The sequence below is a fragment of the Clostridium sp. 10cd* genome (assembly GCF_044336395.1).
Lineage (GTDB): Bacteria > Bacillota_I > Bacilli_A > Erysipelotrichales > Erysipelotrichaceae > Clostridium_AQ > Clostridium_AQ innocuum.
In genome coordinates, this window is the sequence record NZ_CP172347.1 from 614,933 (window position 1) to 637,715 (window position 22,783).

24 protein-coding genes and 1 pseudogene are annotated in these 22,783 nt (G+C 45.9%); 24 read left to right on the plus strand and 1 reads right to left on the minus strand.

The annotated features are described in order from the left end of the window. Nucleotides 1–648 precede the first annotated feature (648 nt). The 12 genes from rpsF (at nucleotide 649) to ACG3M1_RS03215 (ending at nucleotide 9,691) form a co-directional block, all read left to right on the plus strand. On the plus strand, nucleotides 649–942 hold the full coding sequence (gene rpsF / locus ACG3M1_RS03160) for a 30S ribosomal protein S6 (RefSeq protein ID WP_002607226.1): 294 nt from the start codon (nucleotides 649–651) through the stop codon (nucleotides 940–942). 19 nt (nucleotides 943–961) lie between these two features. Further along, nucleotides 962–1,438, plus strand: coding sequence for a single-stranded DNA-binding protein (locus ACG3M1_RS03165; protein WP_002607227.1), 477 nt, complete (start codon nucleotides 962–964; stop codon nucleotides 1,436–1,438). A 20-nt stretch (nucleotides 1,439–1,458) separates the two neighbouring features. Continuing rightward, on the plus strand, nucleotides 1,459–1,689 hold the full coding sequence (gene rpsR / locus ACG3M1_RS03170; protein ID WP_002607228.1) for a 30S ribosomal protein S18: 231 nt from the start codon (nucleotides 1,459–1,461) through the stop codon (nucleotides 1,687–1,689). A 115-nt stretch (nucleotides 1,690–1,804) separates the two neighbouring features. Beyond that, nucleotides 1,805–2,728, plus strand: a complete 924-nt coding sequence (locus ACG3M1_RS03175; RefSeq protein ID WP_008818449.1) for a DUF2232 domain-containing protein — start codon at nucleotides 1,805–1,807, stop codon at nucleotides 2,726–2,728. Then, nucleotides 2,706–4,703: a DHH family phosphoesterase gene (locus ACG3M1_RS03180; protein ID WP_009269840.1), complete on the plus strand. Its 1,998-nt coding sequence runs from the start codon at nucleotides 2,706–2,708 to the stop codon at nucleotides 4,701–4,703. The genes ACG3M1_RS03175 and ACG3M1_RS03180 overlap by 23 nt, the downstream gene beginning before the upstream one ends. Further along, a complete protein-coding gene (rplI, locus tag ACG3M1_RS03185) occupies nucleotides 4,681–5,127 on the plus strand; it encodes a 50S ribosomal protein L9 (RefSeq protein WP_002607231.1) in 447 nt (148 codons plus the stop codon). Before ACG3M1_RS03180 ends, rplI begins: the two co-directional genes overlap by 23 nt. An 8-nt stretch (nucleotides 5,128–5,135) precedes the next feature. After that, nucleotides 5,136–6,482 carry a replicative DNA helicase gene (gene dnaB, locus ACG3M1_RS03190; RefSeq protein WP_008818451.1) on the plus strand — a complete coding sequence of 449 codons (1,347 nt, stop codon included), beginning with the start codon at nucleotides 5,136–5,138 and terminating at the stop codon, nucleotides 6,480–6,482. A gap of 127 nt (nucleotides 6,483–6,609) precedes the next feature. Next, complete coding sequence (locus tag ACG3M1_RS03195) at nucleotides 6,610–7,356, plus strand: MBL fold metallo-hydrolase (RefSeq protein WP_008818452.1); 747 nt, start codon at nucleotides 6,610–6,612, stop codon at nucleotides 7,354–7,356. Continuing rightward, on the plus strand, nucleotides 7,353–8,441 hold the full coding sequence (locus tag ACG3M1_RS03200) for a S1C family serine protease (RefSeq protein ID WP_002607234.1): 1,089 nt from the start codon (nucleotides 7,353–7,355) through the stop codon (nucleotides 8,439–8,441). The genes ACG3M1_RS03195 and ACG3M1_RS03200 overlap by 4 nt, the downstream gene beginning before the upstream one ends. 18 nt (nucleotides 8,442–8,459) lie before the next feature. After that, nucleotides 8,460–8,813: a hypothetical protein gene (locus tag ACG3M1_RS03205; protein WP_008818454.1), complete on the plus strand. Its 354-nt coding sequence runs from the start codon at nucleotides 8,460–8,462 to the stop codon at nucleotides 8,811–8,813. After that, a complete protein-coding gene (locus ACG3M1_RS03210; protein ID WP_008818455.1) occupies nucleotides 8,807–9,046 on the plus strand; it encodes a hypothetical protein in 240 nt (79 codons plus the stop codon). The genes ACG3M1_RS03205 and ACG3M1_RS03210 overlap by 7 nt, the downstream gene beginning before the upstream one ends. A gap of 27 nt (nucleotides 9,047–9,073) precedes the next feature. Beyond that, nucleotides 9,074–9,691, plus strand: coding sequence for a TetR/AcrR family transcriptional regulator (locus ACG3M1_RS03215; protein WP_008818456.1), 618 nt, complete (start codon nucleotides 9,074–9,076; stop codon nucleotides 9,689–9,691). A 77-nt stretch (nucleotides 9,692–9,768) separates the two neighbouring features. Here the strand turns inward: ACG3M1_RS03215 and ACG3M1_RS03220 are convergent, their stop codons facing one another. Beyond that, on the minus strand, nucleotides 9,769–10,602 hold the full coding sequence (locus tag ACG3M1_RS03220; protein WP_395814931.1) for a prepilin-type N-terminal cleavage/methylation domain-containing protein: 834 nt from the start codon (nucleotides 10,600–10,602) through the stop codon (nucleotides 9,769–9,771). Nucleotides 10,603–10,952: 350 nt separating this feature from the next. Between ACG3M1_RS03220 and ACG3M1_RS03225 the strand changes: the two genes are divergently transcribed. From ACG3M1_RS03225 to ACG3M1_RS03280, 12 genes and pseudogenes are all read left to right on the plus strand, one after another. Next, the gene (locus ACG3M1_RS03225; protein ID WP_008818459.1) at nucleotides 10,953–11,477 is read left to right on the plus strand and encodes a hypothetical protein; all 525 of its coding nucleotides are present in this window, start codon (nucleotides 10,953–10,955) and stop codon (nucleotides 11,475–11,477) included. Next, complete coding sequence (gene rlmH / locus ACG3M1_RS03230; RefSeq protein WP_002607239.1) at nucleotides 11,474–11,950, plus strand: 23S rRNA (pseudouridine(1915)-N(3))-methyltransferase RlmH; 477 nt, start codon at nucleotides 11,474–11,476, stop codon at nucleotides 11,948–11,950. Before ACG3M1_RS03225 ends, rlmH begins: the two co-directional genes overlap by 4 nt. A gap of 247 nt (nucleotides 11,951–12,197) precedes the next feature. Next, nucleotides 12,198–14,570 (plus strand): ABC transporter permease, encoded by a 2,373-nt coding sequence (locus ACG3M1_RS03235; protein WP_008818460.1) that lies wholly within the window; start codon nucleotides 12,198–12,200, stop codon nucleotides 14,568–14,570. 13 nt (nucleotides 14,571–14,583) lie between these two features. Further along, a complete protein-coding gene (locus tag ACG3M1_RS03240; protein WP_002607241.1) occupies nucleotides 14,584–15,354 on the plus strand; it encodes an ABC transporter ATP-binding protein in 771 nt (256 codons plus the stop codon). A 6-nt stretch (nucleotides 15,355–15,360) separates the two neighbouring features. Beyond that, nucleotides 15,361–15,513 (plus strand): response regulator transcription factor, encoded by a 153-nt coding sequence (locus ACG3M1_RS03245; protein WP_009269833.1) that lies wholly within the window; start codon nucleotides 15,361–15,363, stop codon nucleotides 15,511–15,513. 126 nt (nucleotides 15,514–15,639) lie between these two features. Then, nucleotides 15,640–16,053: pseudogene (locus tag ACG3M1_RS03250) on the plus strand (ATP-binding cassette domain-containing protein); the annotation flags it as partial. 6 nt (nucleotides 16,054–16,059) lie between these two features. Continuing rightward, nucleotides 16,060–16,737, plus strand: coding sequence for a response regulator transcription factor (locus ACG3M1_RS03255; protein ID WP_002607242.1), 678 nt, complete (start codon nucleotides 16,060–16,062; stop codon nucleotides 16,735–16,737). Beyond that, a complete protein-coding gene (locus ACG3M1_RS03260; protein WP_224721076.1) occupies nucleotides 16,724–17,998 on the plus strand; it encodes a sensor histidine kinase in 1,275 nt (424 codons plus the stop codon). Before ACG3M1_RS03255 ends, ACG3M1_RS03260 begins: the two co-directional genes overlap by 14 nt. 376 nt (nucleotides 17,999–18,374) lie before the next feature. After that, on the plus strand, nucleotides 18,375–19,106 hold the full coding sequence (locus tag ACG3M1_RS03265; protein ID WP_008818464.1) for a MerR family transcriptional regulator: 732 nt from the start codon (nucleotides 18,375–18,377) through the stop codon (nucleotides 19,104–19,106). Between the two features lie 642 nt (nucleotides 19,107–19,748). After that, nucleotides 19,749–20,738, plus strand: a complete 990-nt coding sequence (locus ACG3M1_RS03270; protein ID WP_008818465.1) for an ABC transporter substrate-binding protein — start codon at nucleotides 19,749–19,751, stop codon at nucleotides 20,736–20,738. A 259-nt stretch (nucleotides 20,739–20,997) separates the two neighbouring features. Next, entirely contained in the window at nucleotides 20,998–21,870 is an 873-nt protein-coding gene (locus ACG3M1_RS03275) for an ABC transporter permease (protein WP_008818466.1), read from the plus strand. Next, nucleotides 21,863–22,618, plus strand: a complete 756-nt coding sequence (locus tag ACG3M1_RS03280; protein WP_008818467.1) for an ABC transporter ATP-binding protein — start codon at nucleotides 21,863–21,865, stop codon at nucleotides 22,616–22,618. Before ACG3M1_RS03275 ends, ACG3M1_RS03280 begins: the two co-directional genes overlap by 8 nt. The last annotated feature ends 165 nt before the right edge of the window (nucleotides 22,619–22,783 follow it).

Here is a 22,783-nt window from a genome sequence, read left to right on the forward strand (position 1 = left end):
GGAATTCGATCATAAAAATCCGTATGTAATAGTGGAGGTGTCAGTATGGGCATGAGGTTCTGTGTGCTGAAGAAAGGGGGCGTACATACGGATCAGATTATAGCGTACCTGATGTTTCTGACGCTGATCTATCTCATCGAGCGGCGGAGCCACAGGTAACAACGCTATGTAACTGATCTCATTTTTGCGGCAGTCCTTATCCTGCATGTAGAAATCACACACCCCCTTTTGTCTCAGACCTCCAAAAAAAAGAGAGTGTACGGCTCCAACTGTCCACTCTCTTTTCCAGTCTTTACAGACCTTTTGTCTCAGTACTTAAAGTATAAACATTATATGGTATGAAGTCAATACATTTTACAATGAATTGATGTGCTCACTTCCTTCTTATCCCGCTAATTAAAACGTGATTCTATCAGAAATATCGCCATGAATACATTCCTATATATAAGGATAACCACAGCGTGTTATCGATCTGCCATCTGTTTGCTCAAATAAAACAACAGCAGCTCTCTGCCATCTGGAAAAAGTCAAATTATCACTTTACTTCATCCCTTCCCCGTGCTATAATCAATAGACGGGTAGAAATCTCTACTCCCCGCTCTATACATAACGGATATAGGGCCTTAAGACCACGAGGAGGTGTACAGAATGAAAAAATACGAAATCATGTACATCGTGAACGCATCCCTGGATGATGCAGCACGCACTAAACTGATGGACAGTTTCCACAAGATTATTACTGACCACGAGGGTACTATCGATAAGGTAGACGAATGGGGCGTGAAAGAGTTCGCGTATGAAATCAATCACATGAAAAAAGGTTACTATGTTGTCGTAAATGCAACTGCCAACAACGAAGGAATTCACGAATTCGAGCGTCTGGCACGTATCAACCACAGCATCGTACGTTATATGATTATCAAAACTCAGGACGAAGAGTAAGACTTAGGAGGATGGACATATGATCAATAGAGTCGTATTAGTCGGTCGTTTAACGAAAGATCCTGTCTTGCGTAAGACTGCAAACGGTGCATCTGTTGTTTCTTTTACTGTAGCATGTACCCGCCGTTTCAAGCAGGAGGGACAGCCGGACGCTGATTTCATCAACACGGTTGCCTGGAATAAAACAGCGGATATCGTATCACAGTATACACATAAAGGATCACTGGTCGGTGTGGAAGGAAGAATCCAGACACGCAGCTATGATGATCAGAGTGGGAAACGCGTTTATGTAACAGAAGTTGTCGCAGACAGCGTACAGTTTCTGGAAAGCAAAAGCGCTGCCGCAAGCAATGCGAACAGCAATGCCTATGTACCTGATTATGATCAGGGAAGCAATCAGGGCTACCAGAGTGACAACAGCAGCTCCCAGTCCTACTCCAATGACTTTACAAGCAGCGATACACTGGATATCGCAAGTGATGATTTACCATTTTAATGGTAGAAAGGAGATTTTCTATGGCATTCAAAAAACAGCGTATGGGACGTAAAAAAGTATGTTACTTTACGAAAAATAAAATTGAAAGCATCGACTACAAGGATATTGAATTATTGAAAAGATTCATTTCCGCAAACGGAAAAATTATTCCAAGACGTGTAACAGGTACACGTGCAAAATATCAGCGTATGCTGGCTACTGCAATCAAGCGTGCACGCCAGATGGCTTTACTGCCTTACGTAAGCGAATAATATCGCATATTCACTCCATCTGTCGCAGGATGGAGTTTTTTCATAGCTGTATCCCTGCACAGGGCGGCACGGAGCATTGCTGAGGCACTATGAAGAAAGAAAGGAAGCAGATGATATGAACAAGCAGACACGCAAGATAACAGAAGGGGCAATGATGTGCGCCATTGTCGGACTGGTCCTGTTTATCAACCGGCAGCTTGGCAATATGCTGGAATATTTCATGTACTGGGTACTGACCTTCCCCATTCTTGTCTATACGGCAAAATACGGAGTGCACAATGCACTGGTTCCCTCTGTCAGTATGCTGCTGCTTTCCTTCATGATCAGCTCACCGACAACGATCTTTTATCTCTTCAGCTGCATCGTTGTGGGACTTGTATATGGTGGCGGGGTGAGAAAAGGCTGGAAGAACGGTACGCTGCTTGTTTTCAGCGGTATCTTCACATTCTTTTCCTATCTGGTCACAACCGTTTTGCTTGCGGCTGTATTCGGGTATGATCCGGCAGAGGATATCGAGCTGGTGAAAACCATACTGGAGCTTATGAACATCCATACCGGAATCGATCTCATGAAAACCGTAACGATCATTGTTGTTCTGGTAGCTGTTCTCATGAGCGTGCTGCAGACGATGTGCATCCATATGATTGGAAACATCCTGCTTTCCCGGCTGCATATCAGGGTGCATCCGATGAACAATATTCTCAGTATTCGTGCTTCGAAATGGAACGGATGGCTGATTCTTGTCATTTGGGTTCTATTTTACAGTGGAAATGTGCTAAAATTAAACCAGGAAGCTTCGACGATACTGCTGGGGGCCTACCTTGTCTGCAAGGTCCATGCAATCGCCTGCGGAGCGATGTGTATCATGGGACTGCTGGTGCTGTTACGAAAGCGCGCATTTGTGTTGCTGTTGATGATTGCAGTCTTTGTGCCCTATGTACAGGATGTCATTGCCGTAATCGGCATTGCGGATATCCTGTTTCTGCTGAGAGATAAAATGAAACGAGGTGTCATAAATGGATCGTTTGGAAAATTTTAAGGTTCAAATCGCAATTATACTGATTGCGGAAGCTGCGGCATTGTTTGTGCTGTATATGGCCGGAATTCCGGGTCTTCAGATTCTGCCCATGACGATTCTGCTGATTCTGAATATCCTTGTCATCATTTGGATCGTATTGAAGTATGAGCGTGATAAGGAACAGCGGGATATCGATATCTCCCATATTCTGGGACATGACGCCAAGGATGCCCTGTCCTTTGGCGAGGTTGGTATCATTACGTATGATGAGCAGTACAATGCGACATGGATCAATGAGTTTCTGGAGGAGCGCTCTGTTAATGTTGTCGGAAAAAAGCTGACCAGCTGGATTCCGGAGATTACAGATCTTTTCAACGGCTCTGTGGACGAGCTGACGGCAAGTGATCCGAATGGGGAATATGTATATGAGATTGCCCGCAAGGAAAACGGACAGGTGCTGTTTGTACGTGATATCACCAAGCTGGAGACCATAACAGAGCGGTTTAAGAAGGACAGTATCGTTGCCGGATTGCTGCAGCTGGATAATTATATGGAAATTCAGCAGTATGAGGATGAAGGAACCATGGCAACCATCAATACACAGCTGCGTCAGCCACTGGTGGAATGGGCAGGCCGCTACGGGATGTTTATCCGGCGTCTGCGCTCCGATCGCTTTCTCGTCATTTTGAATGAGGCGATTTTCGAACAGGTCGTACAGGATAAATTTGACATTCTGAATACGATACGTAAAAACGCTGAGGATATCGATGTATCCATAACGCTGAGTATGTCGTTTGCCCGTGGCACGGATGATTTCCGTCTGCTGGATACGATGGTGAATGATCTTCTGGAGCTGGCACAGAGCCGGGGCGGTGATCAGGCAGCTGTCAAGAAGTATGGCGAAAGTGTGAAATATTTCGGTGGGAACAGTGAGGCACGTGAAAAACGAAGCAAGGTGCGTGTCCGTGTGATGTCGCAGGCGATCAAGGAAGCCATTATGGAAGCCGACCGGGTGTTTGTCATCGGTCATCAGAATATGGATTTTGACTGCATGGGAAGTGCGCTGTGTATGTCACGGCTGGCTGCTGCCTATGGCAAGGAAGTATATGTTGTATCGGATGGCGGTGGAATCGAACCGCAGCTGCAGGAGGCTTTGATGCTGTACCGGGAGAAGCTGGAGGGACGGCACCGCTTTATCAGTGACGGTGATGCCGCGAAAATGATAGAAAACGACGATTTACTGATTGCCGTCGATCATCACAATCCAAAACAGACGGGAGCTCCGCAGACACTGGAGGCAGCTAACCGTATCGTTGTGATCGATCATCACCGCAGAAGTGAGGACTTCATCGGTAATCCGCTGCTGGTGTATGTGGAATCGAGTGCCAGCTCCGTATGTGAGCTGGCAACCGAATTCCTGCCTTATCAGAACAATAAGGTAAACCTGAGTGAGGAAGAGGCAACACTGATGTATGTCGGTATTCTGGTGGATACCAACCGCTTTAAGACGAGAACCGGAAGCCGTACGTTTGAAGCTGCTGCCTATCTGAAAAATCTGGGAGTTGACCCGATTACGGCAGAGAATCTTCTGAAGGAGGATTTTGATGATTTCGAGGCAAAAACGGAAATCATGAAATATGCAGGACAATATGCGGATGGTATTCTGATCGCCGCAGTTGATAACAACCGTGTAATCAACCGTACACTGATGTCTCAGGTGGCAGACAGCCTGCTGAATATCAAGGATATGGAGGCAAGCTTTGTCATCGGTAATATTGAAAACGGCAAAGTGGCGGTATCTGCCCGCAGTAAAGGGAAGATCAACGTACAGATTATCATGGAGAATATGCATGGCGGCGGACATTTCACGATGGCTGCCCTGCAGAGAGAACAAACAACGGTGAAGGCCGTACAGGAAGAATTGAAACAGATGATAGATACCTATCTGGAAGAAAACAAGGAGGACGACGAAGATGAAAGTGATACTGCTAAGTGATGTAAAGAAGCTGGGAAAGAAAGGGGATATCGTAGAGGTCAGTGACGGCTACGGAAGAAACTTTCTACTGAATAAGAACCTGGCGGTAATGGCAACAAAGAAAAGCATGGAGATTCTGGATGAGCAGAATCTACAGCATGATCTGGAGGAAAAGCAGAAGGAAGCGGATGCAGAGGACCTGAAAAAGCAGCTTGCGAAGATCACGCTGGAATTCCATGTGAAAACAGGAGAAGGCGGACGTGTGTTCGGTAGTGTTTCCACAAAGCAGATTGTTGCACAGCTGCATGAAACATACGGAATTCATGTGGACAAGAGAAAGGTCATCGATAACGATGCCATCACCTCTCTGGGCTATACGGATGTTAAGGTGGATCTTTACAGAAATAAGGTAATCGGAACCATTCGTGTTCATGTGAACGGATAGGAGGCTTTATGAGTAGAGAATTGCCACATAGCACCGAGGCGGAGCAGTCCATTCTCGGCGCAATGATGATTTATCCCAGCGTAACCAGCGTTGTATATGATCAGGGGCTGGATGTGCGAGATTTCTATCTGGATATCCATCAGCGTATATTCTCTGCCATGATGGATATCACGGACAGCGGTAAGCCGGTGGATGTCACCACGCTGATTGCCCGTTTACAGGATATCGAGCAGCTGAATCTGGTCGGCGGTGCTGACTATATCATCAAGCTGAGTGATACGGCGATATCCAGCGCCAACAGTGTGTATTATATTGAAATGATCAAAAGCAGAGCACATCTGCGACGCTTAATCGAAGCAGCTGAACAGATTGCCGAGGACGGCTTTGATACAGCGAATGATCTGGATGAAATCATGGATAAGGCGGAACGGGATATTCTCGGTGTTACGCGCAGCCGTCGTGCCACTGATTTCAAAAGCAGCCGGGAGGTTGTTTCCAATGTCATGCAGGAGCTGATTCGTCTGCGCACCAGTGATAACCGTGTAACCGGAATCAAGACCGGCTATACCGACCTTGACCGTATGACCAACGGCTTTCAGCGTGGCGATTTGATTATTCTTGCGGCCCGTCCGGCGATGGGAAAGACTGCCTTCGCCCTGAATCTGGCGTTGAATGCATCCTTTTACAATCCCGGGGCAATTGCCATCTTCTCACTGGAGATGCCGGCGGAGGCATTGATGAAGCGTATTCTGAGTGCCAAGTCCGCAGTGGAATCCAATAAGCTGAGAAGCGGTGCTATTCTGGATGATGAATTCAGCAAGCTGAACGAAGCGGCGAATGAACTGATGGCCAGCAAGCTGTTTGTGGATGACAGCTCCAATATCAAAATATCCGAGGTGTTCTCCAAATGCCGTAAGCTGAAAAGTGAGCATGGTCTTGATCTGGTCGTCATTGACTACCTTCAGCTGATCAGCGGAAGCGGAAAAAGCGGAGATAACCGCCAGCAGGAAATATCGGAAATTTCCCGTTCCCTGAAGGGACTGGCCAGAGAAATGGAATGTCCGGTGATCGCACTGTCGCAGCTGTCGCGTTCCGTGGAAACGCGTCCCGACAAGCATCCGATGCTGTCCGACCTTCGTGAATCCGGAGCCATCGAGCAGGATGCCGATATCGTCATGTTTCTGTATCGTGATGCCTATTATGCGAAGGATGATGAGGCGGAACAAAACAATCCGACCGATCAGACCGATCTTGATATTGCCAAGCACCGTAACGGTGCGACAGGCAAGGTGGAGCTTGCATTTCAGAAATCCATATCTGCCTTCTTCAACATTGCACACGACGGATTCTCATAGTGTCAAATATTTATTATATAACTTTTTGCATATTGCATGTAGATAGCATACCGGCTGTGATGCGACAGCCTGTTTCTTCCAAGGGCTCAAGGAAGTGGACATATCGTATAAGAAAAGGGGGCCGCATATGAAATTTGCACTACTGGCCAGCGGTTCCAAAGGTAACTGCTGTCTGATAAAACATAAGGATACCCGACTGGTCATCGACTGTGGAACAACGCGAAAATATCTGAAAAGCTGCTTTGAACAGATTAGCTATGATCCCATGCAGAGCAATGCACTTCTGATTACGCATACACACAGCGACCATATCGCACAGATGAAGCTGTTTGACCCCATACCAACATATGCGACACAGGATATCGCGACCAGCCATCTGCACGGCATACGCCCCTACGATCGCTTTGAACTGCAGGATTTTCGAATAACCGTACTGCCGATGAGTCATGATTGTGAAGGCACCGTAGGCTATGTCATCGAGACCGAGGATGAGAAAATGGTATATGTGACAGATACGGGATATATTAAAGATGAGGTTAAGGAATACATACGCAATGCGGACTATTATGTCTTTGAAAGCAATCACGATATCGAGATGCTGATGCAGACGACAAGGCCTGTCTATCTGAAGCAGCGTATCATCGGTGACTGCGGACACCTGTGCAATGAGGACTGCTCGAACATCCTGTGTGATGTCATGGGGGATCATACAAAGGAAATCGTACTTGCGCATATCTCCCAGGAAGGAAACACACGGGACATGGCACTTACCACACTGAAGGAAACACTGAAGCGGAAACAGAAGGATCGCGAGGATCTCCGCCTGTATCCTGCGGATCAGTTTTCCATTTATACCGGAGGGAAATCAACATGAAACGACTGACAGCCTTTCTCCTAGTGGCACTGATCGGATGGAATATCGTCCTGACGATTTTATATTTGCAATCAAAAGAGGACACAACAGCAGCAACTGCTGCACAGCAGACGAAGCAGAAGGTGGAAACCGCAAGTGTAAATATCACAAGTGATGTGACAGAGCTTGTGGCGAAGAGCGAAAATAAGGTTGTGACAGTTACTGCCAGAGCACGCGGTCAGGCACTCGACACTGGAAGCGGTGCAGTTTATAAGGTTGACGGAAAGACGGTTTATATCATCACCAACAATCATGTTGTTGCGGATGGGGATGAAGCGGTTGTCACCTTTGCGAACGGCAAGGAACAGAAGGTGGATATCGTCGGAAAGGACGAGTTAACCGATCTTGCACTGTTGAAAACAGATGTTGATTTCAAAGCGGAGGCCTTTGTGATGGGGAATTCCTCACTTGTCAAAAAGGGGGAATATGTCATTGCCATGGGAAGTCCGCTGGGCATTGAGTATCAGGGCAGTGTATCCGGTGGTCTGATATCCGGTGTGGACAGAAGAATGGAAATGGATATCGACAACAACGGTGTTGCGGACTGGGATGTGAATGTTCTCCAGACGGATGCCGCCATCAATCCGGGAAACAGCGGCGGACCGTTAATCAATATGGCAGGAGAGCTGATCGGTATCAATTCCATGAAGATAACGGATACCTCCGTAGAGGGCTTTGGCTTTGCATTGCCGATCAATGAGGTTCTTCCCATCATCACGGAGCTGGAAAACAACGGCAAGGTGGTACGTCCGATTCTCGGAATTTCCGTACAGCCGATCGAGCAGCTGAGTATGCTGGACAAGGCATATCTGGGAATCGATTCCAAGGTGGAAAGCGGCCTGCTGATTGTCAAGGTTGCCTCACGGACACCGGCAGCCTCTGCTGGAATAAAAGAAGGTGACATCCTTGTGAAATTTGATGGTAAGGAGATCAAGGATTATAAGCAGTTCCGTCAGTATCTCTACAGTCATAAGGTAAAGGACAAGGTGAGCATTGTCGTAAACCGCAATGGCAAAGAAATCGAAAAGACGGTAATACTGGAATAAATAAAGGAACGGTATCTGATGCATGATCCTGCACGGATGCCGTTTTCTAAAATAGCTGTATGTATAGGGAAAGCAGGGGACAGCAGGATATACTTCACGGCGGATTTGCATTTTTATCATGATCATATCATCCGTCTTGCCAACAGACCCTATCATTATATTAAAGAAATGAATGAGGCGCTTGTGGAAAACTGGAACCGAAGGATATGCAGGGATGACGAGGTGTGTATTCTGGGAGATGTAACCATGAAAAATCATGTGTATGCCCGGGAAATGCTGAAGAAGCGAAAGGGCAGAAAGTATCTGATCGAAGGTAATCACGGCCGTTTTGTTCATCAAAAGGAATTTGATCAGTCTATATTTACATGGTAAAGCAGATGCATGAGCTGAAGTATGAGGGACATACCTTTGTCTTATTTCATTATCCGATAGCGGAATGGAACGGCTTTTATCATGGAGCAATCCATCTGCACGGACATCAGCACAATCATGCGGTTGTGAATTACAGAAACCGTGATAACGGTCTGTTACGATATGATGTGGGCGTCGATGCAAACGCGATGGCCCCGGTCAGCATACAGGAAATCATAGCTTTTTTTGAATAACATATCAGTGTGTTAGGAGTATATAGTATGGAAAAATTCGAGGAGCTTTCACAGGAGAAGCAGCGGCGTATCATCGATGCCGGTATGGAAGTGTTTGGCAGATATGAATACAAAAAGGCAAACACGGAGGATATTGCGGCCAAGGCAGGCATATCCAAGGGGTTATTATTCTATTATTTCAAGGATAAGAAAAGCTTTTATATGTATCTGTTTCAGTATTGTGTAACTATCGTCACAAAGACGCTGGATGATGAGGACTTCACAAAAATCACAGATTTCTTCGCATTGATGGAATTCGGGGCGCAGAAAAAAATGCAGATAATGGTGGAGCATCCGTTTATTCTGGGTTTTATCTGCCGGGCATTTTCTTCCCGCCGCGAGGCTGTCAGCAGTGATGTGGCAATGGAGCTGCATTCTCTGATGGACACGACCTTTGACCGTTTTTTTGCGCATGTGGATTTCTCAAAATTTAACAATGATGTTGATCCGAAGCAGGTGTATCAGATGCTGGTATGGATGACAGAGGGGTATATGCATGAAAAGCTCAGCTGTCAGGAAACGCTCAAGCTGGAGAACATCATGAAGGATTTTGAAGAATGGAAGGTCATGTTTAAGAAGATGGCATATAAGAAGGAGTATCAGTAAAAAAACTGCTTATATCATCAGTGATACCGGTCAAGCGTACCACAGATGCATTGCAGTTTTTTATTACATTCACATGGCTATTGTGAGATAACCTCCCAGTCCTTGATATCATCCAGCTTTAATGCAGCGTAATCGTCCTGTGTACCTCCGGAGTCTTCTCCAAGCTTAACGGAAGCATTTGCTGTTTTAACACGTGGTGTTCCGCTAAATCCATTATTTCCGGAATAATCATACTGGATAACCTTGACTTTATTTCCCTTTTTTATATCCTCCAAGGTTACCTTGCGCTCACTTATCGTTATCGTATAATTGTTATCACTTTTACTTGCATAGATTCTGAAGCTGTAATCATATCCGCTGGCTATACCAGAGTCGTTAAGCGCCTTGCGCAGACTGTTACCGGCATTTGCACCTTCCGAATTGATGAATGCCTTATCTTTTTGATCGATGAAGGCCTGAATGATGCTGAGAGGCTCTCCCTTGATCAAAGCAAGGTGAATTTCGTTTGCTTTTACAAATAGATTATCATAGGAGGTCAATATTTCATACTTCTGCTGTTGATCATCATATCGGATATAGGTTTCCCCTATCAAAACGATAAAATCTCCGGCACCGTTATTTGCCTTGTTTTTATATATTTCCATCAGGGTCCCTTCCACTTCCGAGCGTTTCATGATATCCTTCATATTTTCATCCGTCGCCAGCAAATCCAGCTGCTGTTTGTTTACCAGCTCGATTCCCTTCTCCTTGGAGGCTACCATGACACTTCTTGCTTCGGAAATCAGCTTGGTATCTGCCGCCTTGCGCACGTAGCTCATAACAGCCGGTACAGCAAGTGCCATCAGGATACCGATGATTACCAGAACAACAATGATCTCGACAAGTGTAAATCCTTTTTTATTCTTTTTCATACCATCACCCTTTTCTTTCATTGTACTATGAAATTCGTGGTTTGTAGACATTTTACGAAAAAATGATATGATTTTTATATTCTATAAGCCTTGAAATAAACGCCTATACATAAATATCCGTGTATACCTGTTTCCTGAGTATCCTCACTGCTTATGCGAAGGAGATTACGAAACATTGACGCTCTTATAAAATAATCATCAGGTGATATATCCTCGGCTGCAGGTCAAAGGCTACGCTTTGAGCATTGAACATTTATTTGCAACGGGTATTGGATACGATAAAGTACGGCTTCTGATATTTGCACTCTGATGAAAAACAGCGTACAATAATTCTCGTAGTGAGGTGGAATATGCACGTAGAGGAAGTACCGGAATTTTTAAATATAGCGAAGGAGCTGCTGGGGGATGCCAGGGTATGGGATATGCAGAAGTATATACAGCACGGATCCATCAGCTGTCTGGAGCACAGCTTCGTCGTATCCTATTACAGCTTTACACTGGTCAGAAAGCTGCGGATGTCCTGTGATGAACGCTCTTTGGTGCGGGGCGCGCTGCTGCATGACTATTTTCTATATGACTGGCATGAGGCAGAGGATTGGCACAGACTGCATGGCTTTCGCCACCCTTTTTTTGCGAATCGCAATGCATTGCGCGATTTTCAAATCAGCGAACGGGAGCAGGAGATCATCCGCAAGCATATGTGGCCGTTAACCGTCATACCACCTATGTGCAGGGAAGCATGGGTGGTAAACGCAGTGGATACAGCATCCGGCATTGTTGAGGTGCTCGCAGAATATCGGATATTTAAAAGACTGCGCCGCAGATGGCTGGAGAGTAAGCTGGAGCTATTGAAGCAGGTAAAGGAGAACTTATGATAAAAATTGTTGCAGTAGGAAAAATAAAGGAGAAGGCACTGCGTACACAGATTGAAGAGTACGAAAAAAGGCTGCGGCCGTTTACAAAGCTGGAAATCATCGAAGTAAATGATGAAGTGGCACCGCAGAGCAACAGCGATTCACAGAACAATCAGGTTAAGGAAAAGGAAGGAGAACGCATTCTTGCCAAAATAAAAGAGCAGGAATATGTAATCCTTCTCGATTTATGGGGAGAAATGGTGGATAGTGAGCGGTTTTCCAAAAAGCTTGATCAGCTACAGACCTATCAGACCAGTAACCTTACATTCGTTATCGCAGGCTCTCTGGGACCGGGCAAAAATGTCTATGATCGCTGTAACTGGAAATGGAAGCTGAGTGATCTGACCTTTACCCATCAGATGACAAGAGTGCTCGTACTGGAACAGATTTATCGTGCCTTTATGATACAGAACAACAATCCATATCATAAATAGTGTACAAAGATCATACCTGCGCCATCCTTTTCAAAGATGAATACAAAGCAGGAGCATCCGCAGAGGTTCAGAACAGCTTCTGCTTTCTTTATGAAAATACATGGCTGATATTGAAATAAATGTGGTTGAATCTGATTGAAAAAGAATATATGTGAATAAATGGTAGGGATGAAAGCTTTCTTCGGTATTTAAGGATTTTTTAAGAAAGACTGCGGTATTCTTAGCTTGTAGAAAGGGTGTGACGGCAATGCTGAAACGAATGTTGAAAAAAGATTTAATGCATAGAAAGAGTGTCAATCTGATTCTGTTTCTGTTTATTACCATTGCGACGGTATTTCTTGCAAGCAGTGTAAATAATATTCTTGTTGTAAGCTCCTCTGTGGATTACTACATGGATTATGCAAATATACCGGATGTGAATCTGGTGGCAGTAAATTCCGGGGAAAAAGAGAAGATCATGAAATGGATAGAAACCGAGGCTCCGGGTGTGAAGGATTACGGTTATCAGGAAATGCTCTCTGTGGAACAGAAAAATTTGCACAGGGAGAATGGAAAGAAGTTTAACGCGGAAGGACTCAGCCTTTTCCTGTCCGAGGAAAGCAGTGACTATTGCAAGGGCTTTGATCCGAATGGGGGAGCTCTTCATCTGCAGGATGATGAGATTGGCATGCCTGCGTTTCTGATGGATAAAAACGATTTGAAGGTCGGCGATAAGGTGCGTATAAGCCTGAATGGAAGAGATAAGACCTTTACTCTGAAAACCGTGGTAAAGGATGCGGCGTTCGGAAATGATATGGTTGGTATGTCAAGAATCTTTATGAATTCGGATATGTATAAAGAATTTAAAAAAACGGGCAGTGAACAGACGTATGCGTTATACTTCATCAATGTAAGCTCCATATCCGAATTTACGGAAGCACAGAATCTGCAAAGCTTTCCATCCGTTTTGAATACGGTGTCACGCAGTATGTATTCCATGATTTATTCCTTTGATCTGATTCTTGCAGCTCTGTTAATTCTTGTAGGCATCTGCATGATCCTGATTGCTCTGCTGGTTCTTCGCTTTACCCTGCTGTTCACAATGGAAGAGGAGTATCGCGAAATCGGCATCATGAAGGCGATCGGCCTGAGGGATAAGGCAATACGGCGCCTGTATCTTGTGAAATATACATTTCTTGTCAGCAGCGGAGCTTTCCTCGGTCTGTTGATCAGCGTACCGATCAGTTGTATCATGGTGGCGGGAGTCAGTGTGAATATGATTATGGAGGACAGCGGTGTTAACTTCTTTGTAAATATTCTCTGTACCCTGCTGATCATCTTTCTGGTCATGCTGTTCTGTATGAACTGTACACGAAAGCTGAGCCGCATTACTGCGATATCCGCCATTCGGGGCGGACACAGCGGAGAGAGCTTTGCGAAAGCGTCGGCCTTGTATTTGTTCAAACAGAAATATCTGCGTGTTCCCGCATATCTGGGTATCAATGACATGCTGACGCATCTGAAACGCTATGCCCTGCTGCTGGTTACCTTCTGTATCAGCTTTGTTCTGATCACAATTCCACTGAATACCATCAATACCATGCAGAGCAGTGAAATGGCATCCAAATTCACCGTGAATACGGACAGTGCTGTATATATAAAGAAAATTGAAGGGAAACAGGATTCCGCATACAGAAACTCCGCGCAGCTGAAAAAGGGAATGCAGCGTGTGGAGCGGGAAATGAAGGAAAAGGGCTATGATGCTGAGCTGACGGCCTCCTCCATTTACTTCCTGCCGTTTCATGCTCCTGGAAAAAAGGGCAATACGAAAATCATGTCCCTGCAAATACAGGGGCGCAATACGGAATATCTGGATTATCTGGAAGGCAGTGCTCCTGTGCTGGAAAACGAAATCGCCTTCTCCCGCCTCATTCTGGAGGATAACAACTGGCATATCGGAGATCGTATAGAGGCCGATCTGAACGGTGAAACCTACAAGTTTATCATTACGGGAAGCTACGCCGATTATATGCAGCTGGGAAGCAGTGCCCGTCTGAATGCAAAGCTTGATCTAAGTAAGGTGGACATGTTTGAGTATTGGAATGTCAATGTTGATATGAAGACAGACAAGAGCCAAACGGAGCTGAAGGATACCCTGCAAAAGCAGTTTCCTGATTATGAATGGTATACGGCTCAGGAAATTGTCGATCGCAATATCGGCGGTATTCAGGAATCTCTGAGTGAGCTTCTGATTCCGATGACTGCCATGCTCTGTGCTGTTATTATGCTGATTACACTCTTGATGGAAAAGCTGTTCATCGTACGTGAAAAGGGAGAAATCGCTATGATGAAGAGTATTGGATTCCGTAACAGCAGTATTCGCAGCTGGCAGGTGATTCGGATGATTCTGGTTGCCCTGGTATCCATGCTTGCGGCAGTTCCATTGTCCATGCTCAGTAACCGCTTCATGCTGGAGCCGATCTTCGCCATCATGGGTGCGGATGTGCATATCCAGATAGATCCGGTGCAGGTTTATCTGATATATCCGGGTGTACTGCTGCTGGGAATCATCTGTGCAACGATATTTGCTACCGGTCAAATCAAGCGTATCCATATACGTGAAATGAACAATATGGAATAAGGAGGAAGCTATTATGAGTGGAATAACAGTAAGCAATCTGTGTAAGACATATATCGTAAATAAACGACAGAACAACGTATTGAGAAATGTCAATCTGACATTGGAAGAAAAGGAAATGATCGCCGTCATGGGACCATCCGGCTCCGGTAAGACAACCCTGCTGTATACCATCAGCGGGATGGACAGTGCGACAGCCGGAAGTGTGAAATTCTTTGAGCGTGAGCTTACGGATATGAGCCGCAATGAGATCAGCGATCTGCGCCTGGAGGAAATGGGATTTGTCTTCCAGCAGATGTATATGCTGAAAAACCTGTCCGTTTATGATAATATTATTTTACCGGCCTATCAGTCTGTAAAGGGAAGAACGAAGCAGGGAAGAAAAGAAATCAATGCCTATGCCGCAAAGCTCATGCAGAAGCTTGGCATCAGTGAAATTGCGGATAACGATGTGAATGAGGTATCCGGAGGACAGCTGCAGCGTGCCTGTATCTGCCGCAGCCTGATCAATCATCCGCGTATTCTGTTTGCAGATGAGCCGACAGGTGCCCTGAATAAGCAGAGCTCTCATGAGGTGATGGAGGAGCTGAACCGTATTCATAAGGAAGGGACAAGCATACTGCTGGTAACCCACGACATGAAGGTAGCCTCACGCTGTGACCGTGTGCTGTATATCGAGGACGGAAATATCCGGGATGAAATGCAGCTTGGCGCATGGGAAGACTGCACGGATATCCGCAAGCGGGAGCGCAGATTAAATGAATGGCTGATAACGTTAGGATGGTAATTGCCTATGATAGATATATTACTTGTAGAGGATCACCGTGAGCTTGCCCAGCTGATCGTAAGCTTTTTAAAGCGGGATGGATTTCAGGTGCATCATGTGGAGGGCGGGGAGGCTGCGCTTTCCTATCTTGCACAGACAGAGGTACGTCTGCTGAGATAATACGCAATTAAAAGGAATTGGCAGCGGTTATAAAAGCTTTTTATGAAAGAAAAAGTATACATCTCAGCATACTTTACTCTGTGATTTATTCTGTGGTTTACTCTGTGGTTTACTTTTCAGTCTGTAAAGGGAAGAAAAGAAATCAATGCCTATGCCGCAAAGCTTATGCAGAAGCTTGGCATCAGTGAAATCGCGGATAACGATGTGAATGAGGTATCCGGAGGACAGCTGCAGCGTGCCTGTATCTGCCGCAGCCTGATCAATCATCCGCGTATTCTGTTTGCGGATGAGCCGACAGGTGCCCTGAATAAGCAGAGCTCTCATGAGGTAATGGAGGAGCTGAACCGTATTCATAAGGAAGGGACAAGCATACTGCTGGTAACCCACGACATGAAGGTAGCCTCACGCTGTGACCGTGTGCTGTATATCGAGGACGGAAATATCCGGGACGAAATGCAGCTTGGCGCATGGGAAGACTGTACGGATATCCGCAAGCGGGAGCGCAGATTAAATGAATGGCTGATAACGTTAGGATGGTAATTGCCTATGATAGATATATTACTTGTAGAGGATCACCGTGAGCTTGCCCAGCTGATCGTAAGCTTTTTAAAGCGGGATGGATTTCAGGTGCATCATGTGGAGAGCGGGGAGGCTGCGCTTTCCTATCTTGCACAGACAGAGGTACGTCTGCTGCTGCTTGATATCATGCTGCCCCATATGGATGGCTTTACGGTATGCAAAAAAGTGCGGGAGCATAAAGCGGTTCCGATACTGATAATGAGTGCGCGAAAGGATCGAAATGATCAGCTGAACGGCTATGAGCTGGGGGCGGATGATTATATCGAAAAGCCTGTGGATCCGCAAATACTTGCCGCCAAAATACGTGCTGTTTTACAGCGTACATCCGATTTGCATCGCAAGGAAACCATATCCTGCTGCGGTGTGGTCATTGAGCGTGCACAGCACAGAGCCTTTGTGGATGGAAATCTTATGGAGCTGAATGCGAAGGAATTCGAGCTGTTGACACTGCTGGTATCCAACGCTGGGAAAACCTTGCGCAAGGAATATATTTTCGCAAGCATATGGGGCATGGACAGCTTCAGTGAACAGCAGACACTGACCGTTCATATCAAAATGCTGCGGGACAAAATAGAGAAGAATCCAAAACAGCCGCAGCGGATTAAAACAGTCTGGGGCGTGGGGTATCGCTTTGAAGAAGTATAATATCCTGATCCTTTCCTGTTTCCTGCTGTATCTGGGCATTGCAGCCTTTCTCGGGTGGAGTATTCTGCAGATGGAGGAAACCATGGACCATGCATATCGTGTGGAAATCAATCGTATCCTGCAGCAGGTGGAAAAGGGTACGAAGGCTGAGGATATCGCACAGAACAGCTATCCGCATATCGAAAAGCTGCAATGGCTGTCCGCAGAGGAAGGAAGCAGAGAAACAGCCTCTGCCTTTTTCCAGGAGGGAAATAATCTGGAGATGCATGTGGCACCCGTCTACAGAAAGCAAAAGCTGACAGGATATCTGCGCTTTGATTATCATCGCTCGCTTGTGGATACCAACGGACTGATGCTGCGCACACAGCTGTCTCTCGCCGCTTTGTTCGCAATGCTGCTGGGTGTTCTTCTCTATCTGAGAAAGCACCTGTTAAAGCCCTTTGATCGAGTGCGTAAGCTTCCCGGTGAGCTTGCGAAGGGACATTGGAAGGGGATCGTGAAGGAGGAAAAAAGCAGATATGCACATGATTTCCTGCTTGGAATCGGACAGCTGAAGGATTCGCTGGATACTTCCAGAAGGCGGCAGCTGGAGCTGGAAAAGGAAAAGAAGAAGCTGCTGCTTTCTCTGTCACATGATATTAAGACACCGCTGAACACCATCCAGCTGTACGCGCGGGCTTTGGAGGAGCATCTGTATACGGATGAGGCACAAAATGTACACGCAGCTCATCAGATACAGGAAAAGGGGAAGGAAATTGAACATTATGTCGAAGAAATCATGAAGCAGTCCCGTCACGACATACTGGATATACAGGTCCAAAACAGTGAATTCTATTTGAAGGAGCTGATCGACAAGGCTGTTCACGCGTATAAAGAGCCATTGCGACTGCGGCGTATGGAGCTGGTGGTAAAGCCCTATGAAAACCTGCTGCTGAAGGGAGACCTGGAGCGCAGCTTTGAGGTCGTGGAAAACATTATGGAAAATGCCTTGAAATACGGAGATGGAAGAAGGATAGAAATATCGTGCTATGAAGAGGACTATTGTCAGCTGATTCGTATTTTTAACACTGGAAATACAGTGAGTGACACCGAATTTCATCATATATTTGAAAGCTTCTTTCGTGCCAGCAACAGCGAGGGGAAGCAGGGCAACGGTCTTGGACTTTACATATGCCGGGAAATCATGCGGCGTATGAATGCGGAAATTTTCGCCGAAAAGGAAGCGGATGGTATGGCCTTTCTACTCGTGTTCCCTTATTGAATACCAAACGGTGCAGCTGCCTGCAAATGCGGATACCGTGGATGCAATGCTTTGCTTGGAATACGTGAGGAGTGCATCCTTTTTCATGCTTTATAAAGCGAATAGGGAGAAAAAGCTGCTTTGCTTCATCATACAGTAAAAGAACGATCGCAGTCTCATAAAAAAAATAGGAACTCTCCTGATTTTTACATGAATACTGCAAAAGAGCTTGTCCTGCAAACAACACTGCTATAGAATATCAGAGAAAGAGTTACGTAAAAAAACAGGAAGGGATGTATTGTACGGTTATGCTTTCATAGTATGACTTGCAGGTAAAAAAAGGGCTGCCTGTGATTCAAAAGGGAAGGCAACTTGGAAAGCCAGAAAGGACAGAGAAATGCTGTTGAAAGAAGTTATGGAGAAAAGCGGTCTTAGCAGGAAGGCTGTACAGTATTATGAGGATCAGGGCTTTGTAAAGCCGGTAAAGCTGGAAAACGGCTACCGCGATTATGATGAAGACTGCCTGAAAACATTGCGAGATATTCATGCCATGCGGCAGATGGGACTGCATATAAAGGAAATACGTGCAATCCTTATAGAGGAAGAATATGCACCTCAGGTCTATGAACAGCTGATTCATGAGCTTGATATGCAGATGGTGCGCCTGCAAAGTCAGCGCACGGTACTACGAAAACGTATGCACCATGAGGAGGCAGAAATGGAATATACAAACGAAATGTGTCCATATGTATATATCCGAAAGCCCTCCCTATTGCTGGGAGTAATCCAGTGCATGCTGGGCGCTACCGGCTTTCTTCTGTTTCCCTGGCTACCGGGTACAACCAATCTGTGGCTGATTGCCCTTCTGCTTGTTTTCATTTTGCAGCTTATACAAAATATGTATTATGATACGAGAATTCACGGTCTGCAGTATATGGAAATCGGCTGGAAGCAGCTCGGGCTGACCGCTGTGCTTGCTTTTATCTGTGGTATCCTGACAGCGATTTCCTGCAAGGAAGCATATATGCAGCAATCTGGTGCTGTCTTTTGTATCACTGCTGTAACTGCCATCCTGCAGCTATGGAGCGGATTTCATCTGTATGGAAACTCGCAGGGAGAACACGGCTAGGCAAAACAGATATGGCTCTATTATCTCCAACGCATCACCATTTGCCCGCCCGCCAGGCAGTAGGCTTCTGTGAATGCAGACATTACATAGGGAAGCACATTCACCTGATTACACAGAGACGATGCAGCTGTAAGCAGACAGACGCTGTTCCTGTAAATGGTGAAAATATTTTCAGAATAAAAAATGTAAAATTTCAGAAAAAGTGTTGACAAGCAAAAAGAAGAGGTGTATCCTATAGGAAACCAAAGACAGAGAGATCAAGCAGAAAGATGCGCTTATAGAGAGCACGCGGATGGTGGAATCGCGGCAGAAATGCAGTTTTGTAAATGGACTCTGGAGGGCAAGGTGAACGGCGCAGCTCAGTATCCAAGACGTATGCCTACGTTACAGGGCTAGAAATGTGTCGGCATTTTGATGAGAGGATGGTTTCCAATAGATGGAACGATCAAATCAGGTGGTACCGCAGATGACCCTAACAGCATCTGTCCTGAAGTCAACAGACTTTTGGACGGGTGCTTTTTTATATAAGGGAGGTGGTCATTGTGTTACAGAGCACAGAGGAATGGCGATGGCATAAGGGTAAACAGACGTCATATAAACGAAGGAAACAAAACAACACAATGAAAGAGAGGACAACAGGTCATGAAAAAATTATGTAAGGCAGCAGCTGCATTTCTACTATGTGCAGGCGTATTAACAGGATGTGGAAGCAAGGAGGATACGAAAACTGAGAAAAAAATACCGGTGGTATCGGTAGCGCAGATTGTAGAGCATAAGTCACTGAATACGATTCGTGACAGCTTCAAGGCAGAGATGGAGGCACTGGGCTATAAGGATGGAGAAAATATCAAGCTGGACTTCAAGGATGCCGGCGGGCAGCAGAACACGCTGAATTCCATCATGTCGACATTTGCCGGAAACAAGAGTGATGTCATCGTGGCAATTGCAACACCGACAGCTATGGCGGCAGCGAAGTACAGCAAGGATATTCCGATCGTATTCTCCGCAGTCAGTGATCCGGTAGGGGCAGGTCTGATGGATGATCTGAAAAAACCGAACAACAACATCACAGGGACAAGCGATGAAATTCAGGTGGATCAGATACTCGATCTTGCATTGAAGGTAGACCCTAATCTGAAGACACTGGGCTTTATTTACAACAGCTCCGAAGCGAATTCCGTAAGCAATCTGGCAAAGGCAAAGGAATTCTGTAAAAAACACGATATCAAGCTGGTGGAGGGAAGCGGCGCAAACATCACGGAGATTCAGAGCGCAGTCAGTGTGCTTACCGATAAATGTGATGCGATCTTTGCACCAAACGATAACACGGTGGCAAGCTCTATGAGTGCTCTTGTGGAAACTGCAAACAAGAAGAAGGTTCCGGTATATACAGGTGCTGATTCCATGGTAAGTGACGGCGGCTTTGCGACGGTTGGTATTGATTACACAGAGCTTGGCAAGGAAACGGCAAGAATGACGGATAAAATTCTGAAGGGCGAGGATGTGGAGAATCTGCCGGTTAAGGTCTTCAAGGATAATCTGAATATCTATGTAAATGAGAAAACGATGGAGACACTGGGCATTCAGCTTCCAAAGGATGTAGAAAACAGCAAAAATCTGGTCATGATGTAAGCCTGTGCACAATAGGAACAGGCCTGTCATATATAAGGATATAAAAGATATATAAAAGGAAGATAATCGTGCTGGGTACAGATTTCGTATTGAAAAAACAGGACGGAATCTAAACAGATTAAGAAAGTAATACATGGTTCGTAATGGAATCTGTATCATACAGCCATACAGCCGTATGAAAAAATCTGTAAGGAGCATAGGGCTGATGTAAGAAGTAAGCGGTACAGGTAACAGTATAGTAGAAGAGAGGATGAGGGTTATGGCATTATCAACCATACAGGATGCGGTGATACTCGGCATGATATTTTCCATCATGTCGCTGGGGGTGTTTATTTCCTTCCGCGTTTTGAATATTCCCGATCTGACGATTGACGGGAGCTTTACAACCGGATGTGCGGTATCTGCCGTATTCGCAATGAATGCTCACCCGTTTATCGGTACACTCATGGCGTTCCTTGCCGGAGGTCTTGCGGGGCTGGTAACCGGTCTGCTGCAGACCAAATGCAAGGTGCAGTCCCTGCTTGCCGGTATACTGACAATGACAGCCCTGTATTCCGTCAACCTGAAAATACTGAACGGCATGCCGAATGTATCCCTGTTCGGAAAGAAAACCATCTTTACACCGCTGGAGGCAGTGCTTGGTGATCATGCCTATGGTGTAATGATTGCCGGGCTTCTCATCCTTCTGATCCTTCTGCTGTATCTGTTTTTGAAAACACAGCTGGGAATGAGTCTTCGGGCAACCGGTGACAATGAAGCGATGGTGCGTGCCAGCAGCATCAACTCGGATTTGATGAAAATCATGGGTATCGCACTTGCCAATGCCCTGGTGGCGCTGGGTGGTGCAGTCTTCGCACAGAATCAGGGCTTTGCGGATGTGAGCGGAGGAATCGGTATGATGGTTGTCGGTTTGGCAAGCATCATTGTGGGTGAGGCATTTATCCGCAGAAAAACACTGGGCTTTCAATTTGCGGCTGTCGTTGTGGGCGCAATCGTCTATCGGTTTATTCTGACCGTAGCACTGCAGCTGGGAATCGGGGCAAGTGATTTGAACCTGTTCTCCGCAGCGCTTGTGGCACTGGCAATATCACTGCCGCATCTGAAAAAGAGAAGGAGGGGATCGCATGCTTGATTTAAAGGATATCAGCGTAACCTTTCACGCCAATACCGTCAATGAGCGAAAGGCTCTGGATCATCTGTCCTTCCATGTGGAGAATGGTGACTTTATCAGTGTGCTGGGTACCAACGGTGCCGGAAAGAGCACGCTGCTGAATGTAATCAGCGGTTCCATTATGAGTGATTCCGGAACGATCCTGCTGGATGGAAAGGATATTACAGTCTATCCCGAATATAAGCGGGCAAGAGAAATCGGACGCCTGTTTCAGGATCCCTTAAAAGGAACGGCGCCGCATATGACCATTGAGGAGAATCTGGGGCTGGCTTACAGTCGTGGTAAACGGACAACGCTGAGCCGGGCAATAAAAAAAGGTGATCGAAGCTTCTTTATCGAAAAGCTGAAGGAGCTGGGACTTGGTCTGGAGGATCGCATTTCCACAACCGTGGGATTGCTGAGTGGAGGACAGCGGCAGGCTCTGACACTGCTGATGTCTACCATCGTCACACCGAAGCTTCTTCTGCTGGATGAACATACGGCGGCGCTCGATCCGAAAACGGCCGCCTCTGTCATGGATATCACAGAGAGAATTGTAAAGGAGAACCATATCACTACGCTCATGATTACGCACAACATGAAGCAGGCACTGGAATACGGCAACAAGACGATTATTCTGAATGAAGGGAAAATCGTCAAGGTGCTGGAAGGGGAAGAAAGAAAGAACACAACGGTCGATGACCTTCTCAACATGTACGACTTTGTCTGAAAAAGGAAGTATTTGGCAGATTGTTTTTCTTGGAATAATCTGCCGCATACGATAATATAATGAACATGCGAGTATAAGATTGAGCATAAATTTCATGAAAACCAGAAAAAAATCAATGAAATTTTGACTTGACTTTTCCGCGTGTTTTTGCTTTTGGCGTCATTT

Coding starts and splice junctions, on each gene's coding strand:
- rpsF (WP_002607226.1), top strand. CDS start 649: ATGAAAAAATACGAAATCATGTACATCGTGAACGCATCCCTGGATGAT.
- ACG3M1_RS03165 (WP_002607227.1), top strand. CDS start 962: ATGATCAATAGAGTCGTATTAGTCGGTCGTTTAACGAAAGATCCTGTC.
- rpsR (WP_002607228.1), top strand. CDS start 1,459: ATGGCATTCAAAAAACAGCGTATGGGACGTAAAAAAGTATGTTACTTT.
- ACG3M1_RS03175 (WP_008818449.1), top strand. CDS start 1,805: ATGAACAAGCAGACACGCAAGATAACAGAAGGGGCAATGATGTGCGCC.
- ACG3M1_RS03180 (WP_009269840.1), top strand. CDS start 2,706: ATGGATCGTTTGGAAAATTTTAAGGTTCAAATCGCAATTATACTGATT.
- rplI (WP_002607231.1), top strand. CDS start 4,681: ATGAAAGTGATACTGCTAAGTGATGTAAAGAAGCTGGGAAAGAAAGGG.
- dnaB (WP_008818451.1), top strand. CDS start 5,136: ATGAGTAGAGAATTGCCACATAGCACCGAGGCGGAGCAGTCCATTCTC.
- ACG3M1_RS03195 (WP_008818452.1), top strand. CDS start 6,610: ATGAAATTTGCACTACTGGCCAGCGGTTCCAAAGGTAACTGCTGTCTG.
- ACG3M1_RS03200 (WP_002607234.1), top strand. CDS start 7,353: ATGAAACGACTGACAGCCTTTCTCCTAGTGGCACTGATCGGATGGAAT.
- ACG3M1_RS03205 (WP_008818454.1), top strand. CDS start 8,460: ATGCATGATCCTGCACGGATGCCGTTTTCTAAAATAGCTGTATGTATA.
- ACG3M1_RS03210 (WP_008818455.1), top strand. CDS start 8,807: ATGGTAAAGCAGATGCATGAGCTGAAGTATGAGGGACATACCTTTGTC.
- ACG3M1_RS03215 (WP_008818456.1), top strand. CDS start 9,074: ATGGAAAAATTCGAGGAGCTTTCACAGGAGAAGCAGCGGCGTATCATC.
- ACG3M1_RS03220 (WP_395814931.1), bottom strand. CDS start 10,602: ATGAAAAAGAATAAAAAAGGATTTACACTTGTCGAGATCATTGTTGTT.
- ACG3M1_RS03225 (WP_008818459.1), top strand. CDS start 10,953: ATGCACGTAGAGGAAGTACCGGAATTTTTAAATATAGCGAAGGAGCTG.
- rlmH (WP_002607239.1), top strand. CDS start 11,474: ATGATAAAAATTGTTGCAGTAGGAAAAATAAAGGAGAAGGCACTGCGT.
- ACG3M1_RS03235 (WP_008818460.1), top strand. CDS start 12,198: ATGCTGAAACGAATGTTGAAAAAAGATTTAATGCATAGAAAGAGTGTC.
- ACG3M1_RS03240 (WP_002607241.1), top strand. CDS start 14,584: ATGAGTGGAATAACAGTAAGCAATCTGTGTAAGACATATATCGTAAAT.
- ACG3M1_RS03245 (WP_009269833.1), top strand. CDS start 15,361: ATGATAGATATATTACTTGTAGAGGATCACCGTGAGCTTGCCCAGCTG.
- ACG3M1_RS03255 (WP_002607242.1), top strand. CDS start 16,060: ATGATAGATATATTACTTGTAGAGGATCACCGTGAGCTTGCCCAGCTG.
- ACG3M1_RS03265 (WP_008818464.1), top strand. CDS start 18,375: ATGCTGTTGAAAGAAGTTATGGAGAAAAGCGGTCTTAGCAGGAAGGCT.
- ACG3M1_RS03270 (WP_008818465.1), top strand. CDS start 19,749: ATGAAAAAATTATGTAAGGCAGCAGCTGCATTTCTACTATGTGCAGGC.
- ACG3M1_RS03275 (WP_008818466.1), top strand. CDS start 20,998: ATGGCATTATCAACCATACAGGATGCGGTGATACTCGGCATGATATTT.
- ACG3M1_RS03280 (WP_008818467.1), top strand. CDS start 21,863: ATGCTTGATTTAAAGGATATCAGCGTAACCTTTCACGCCAATACCGTC.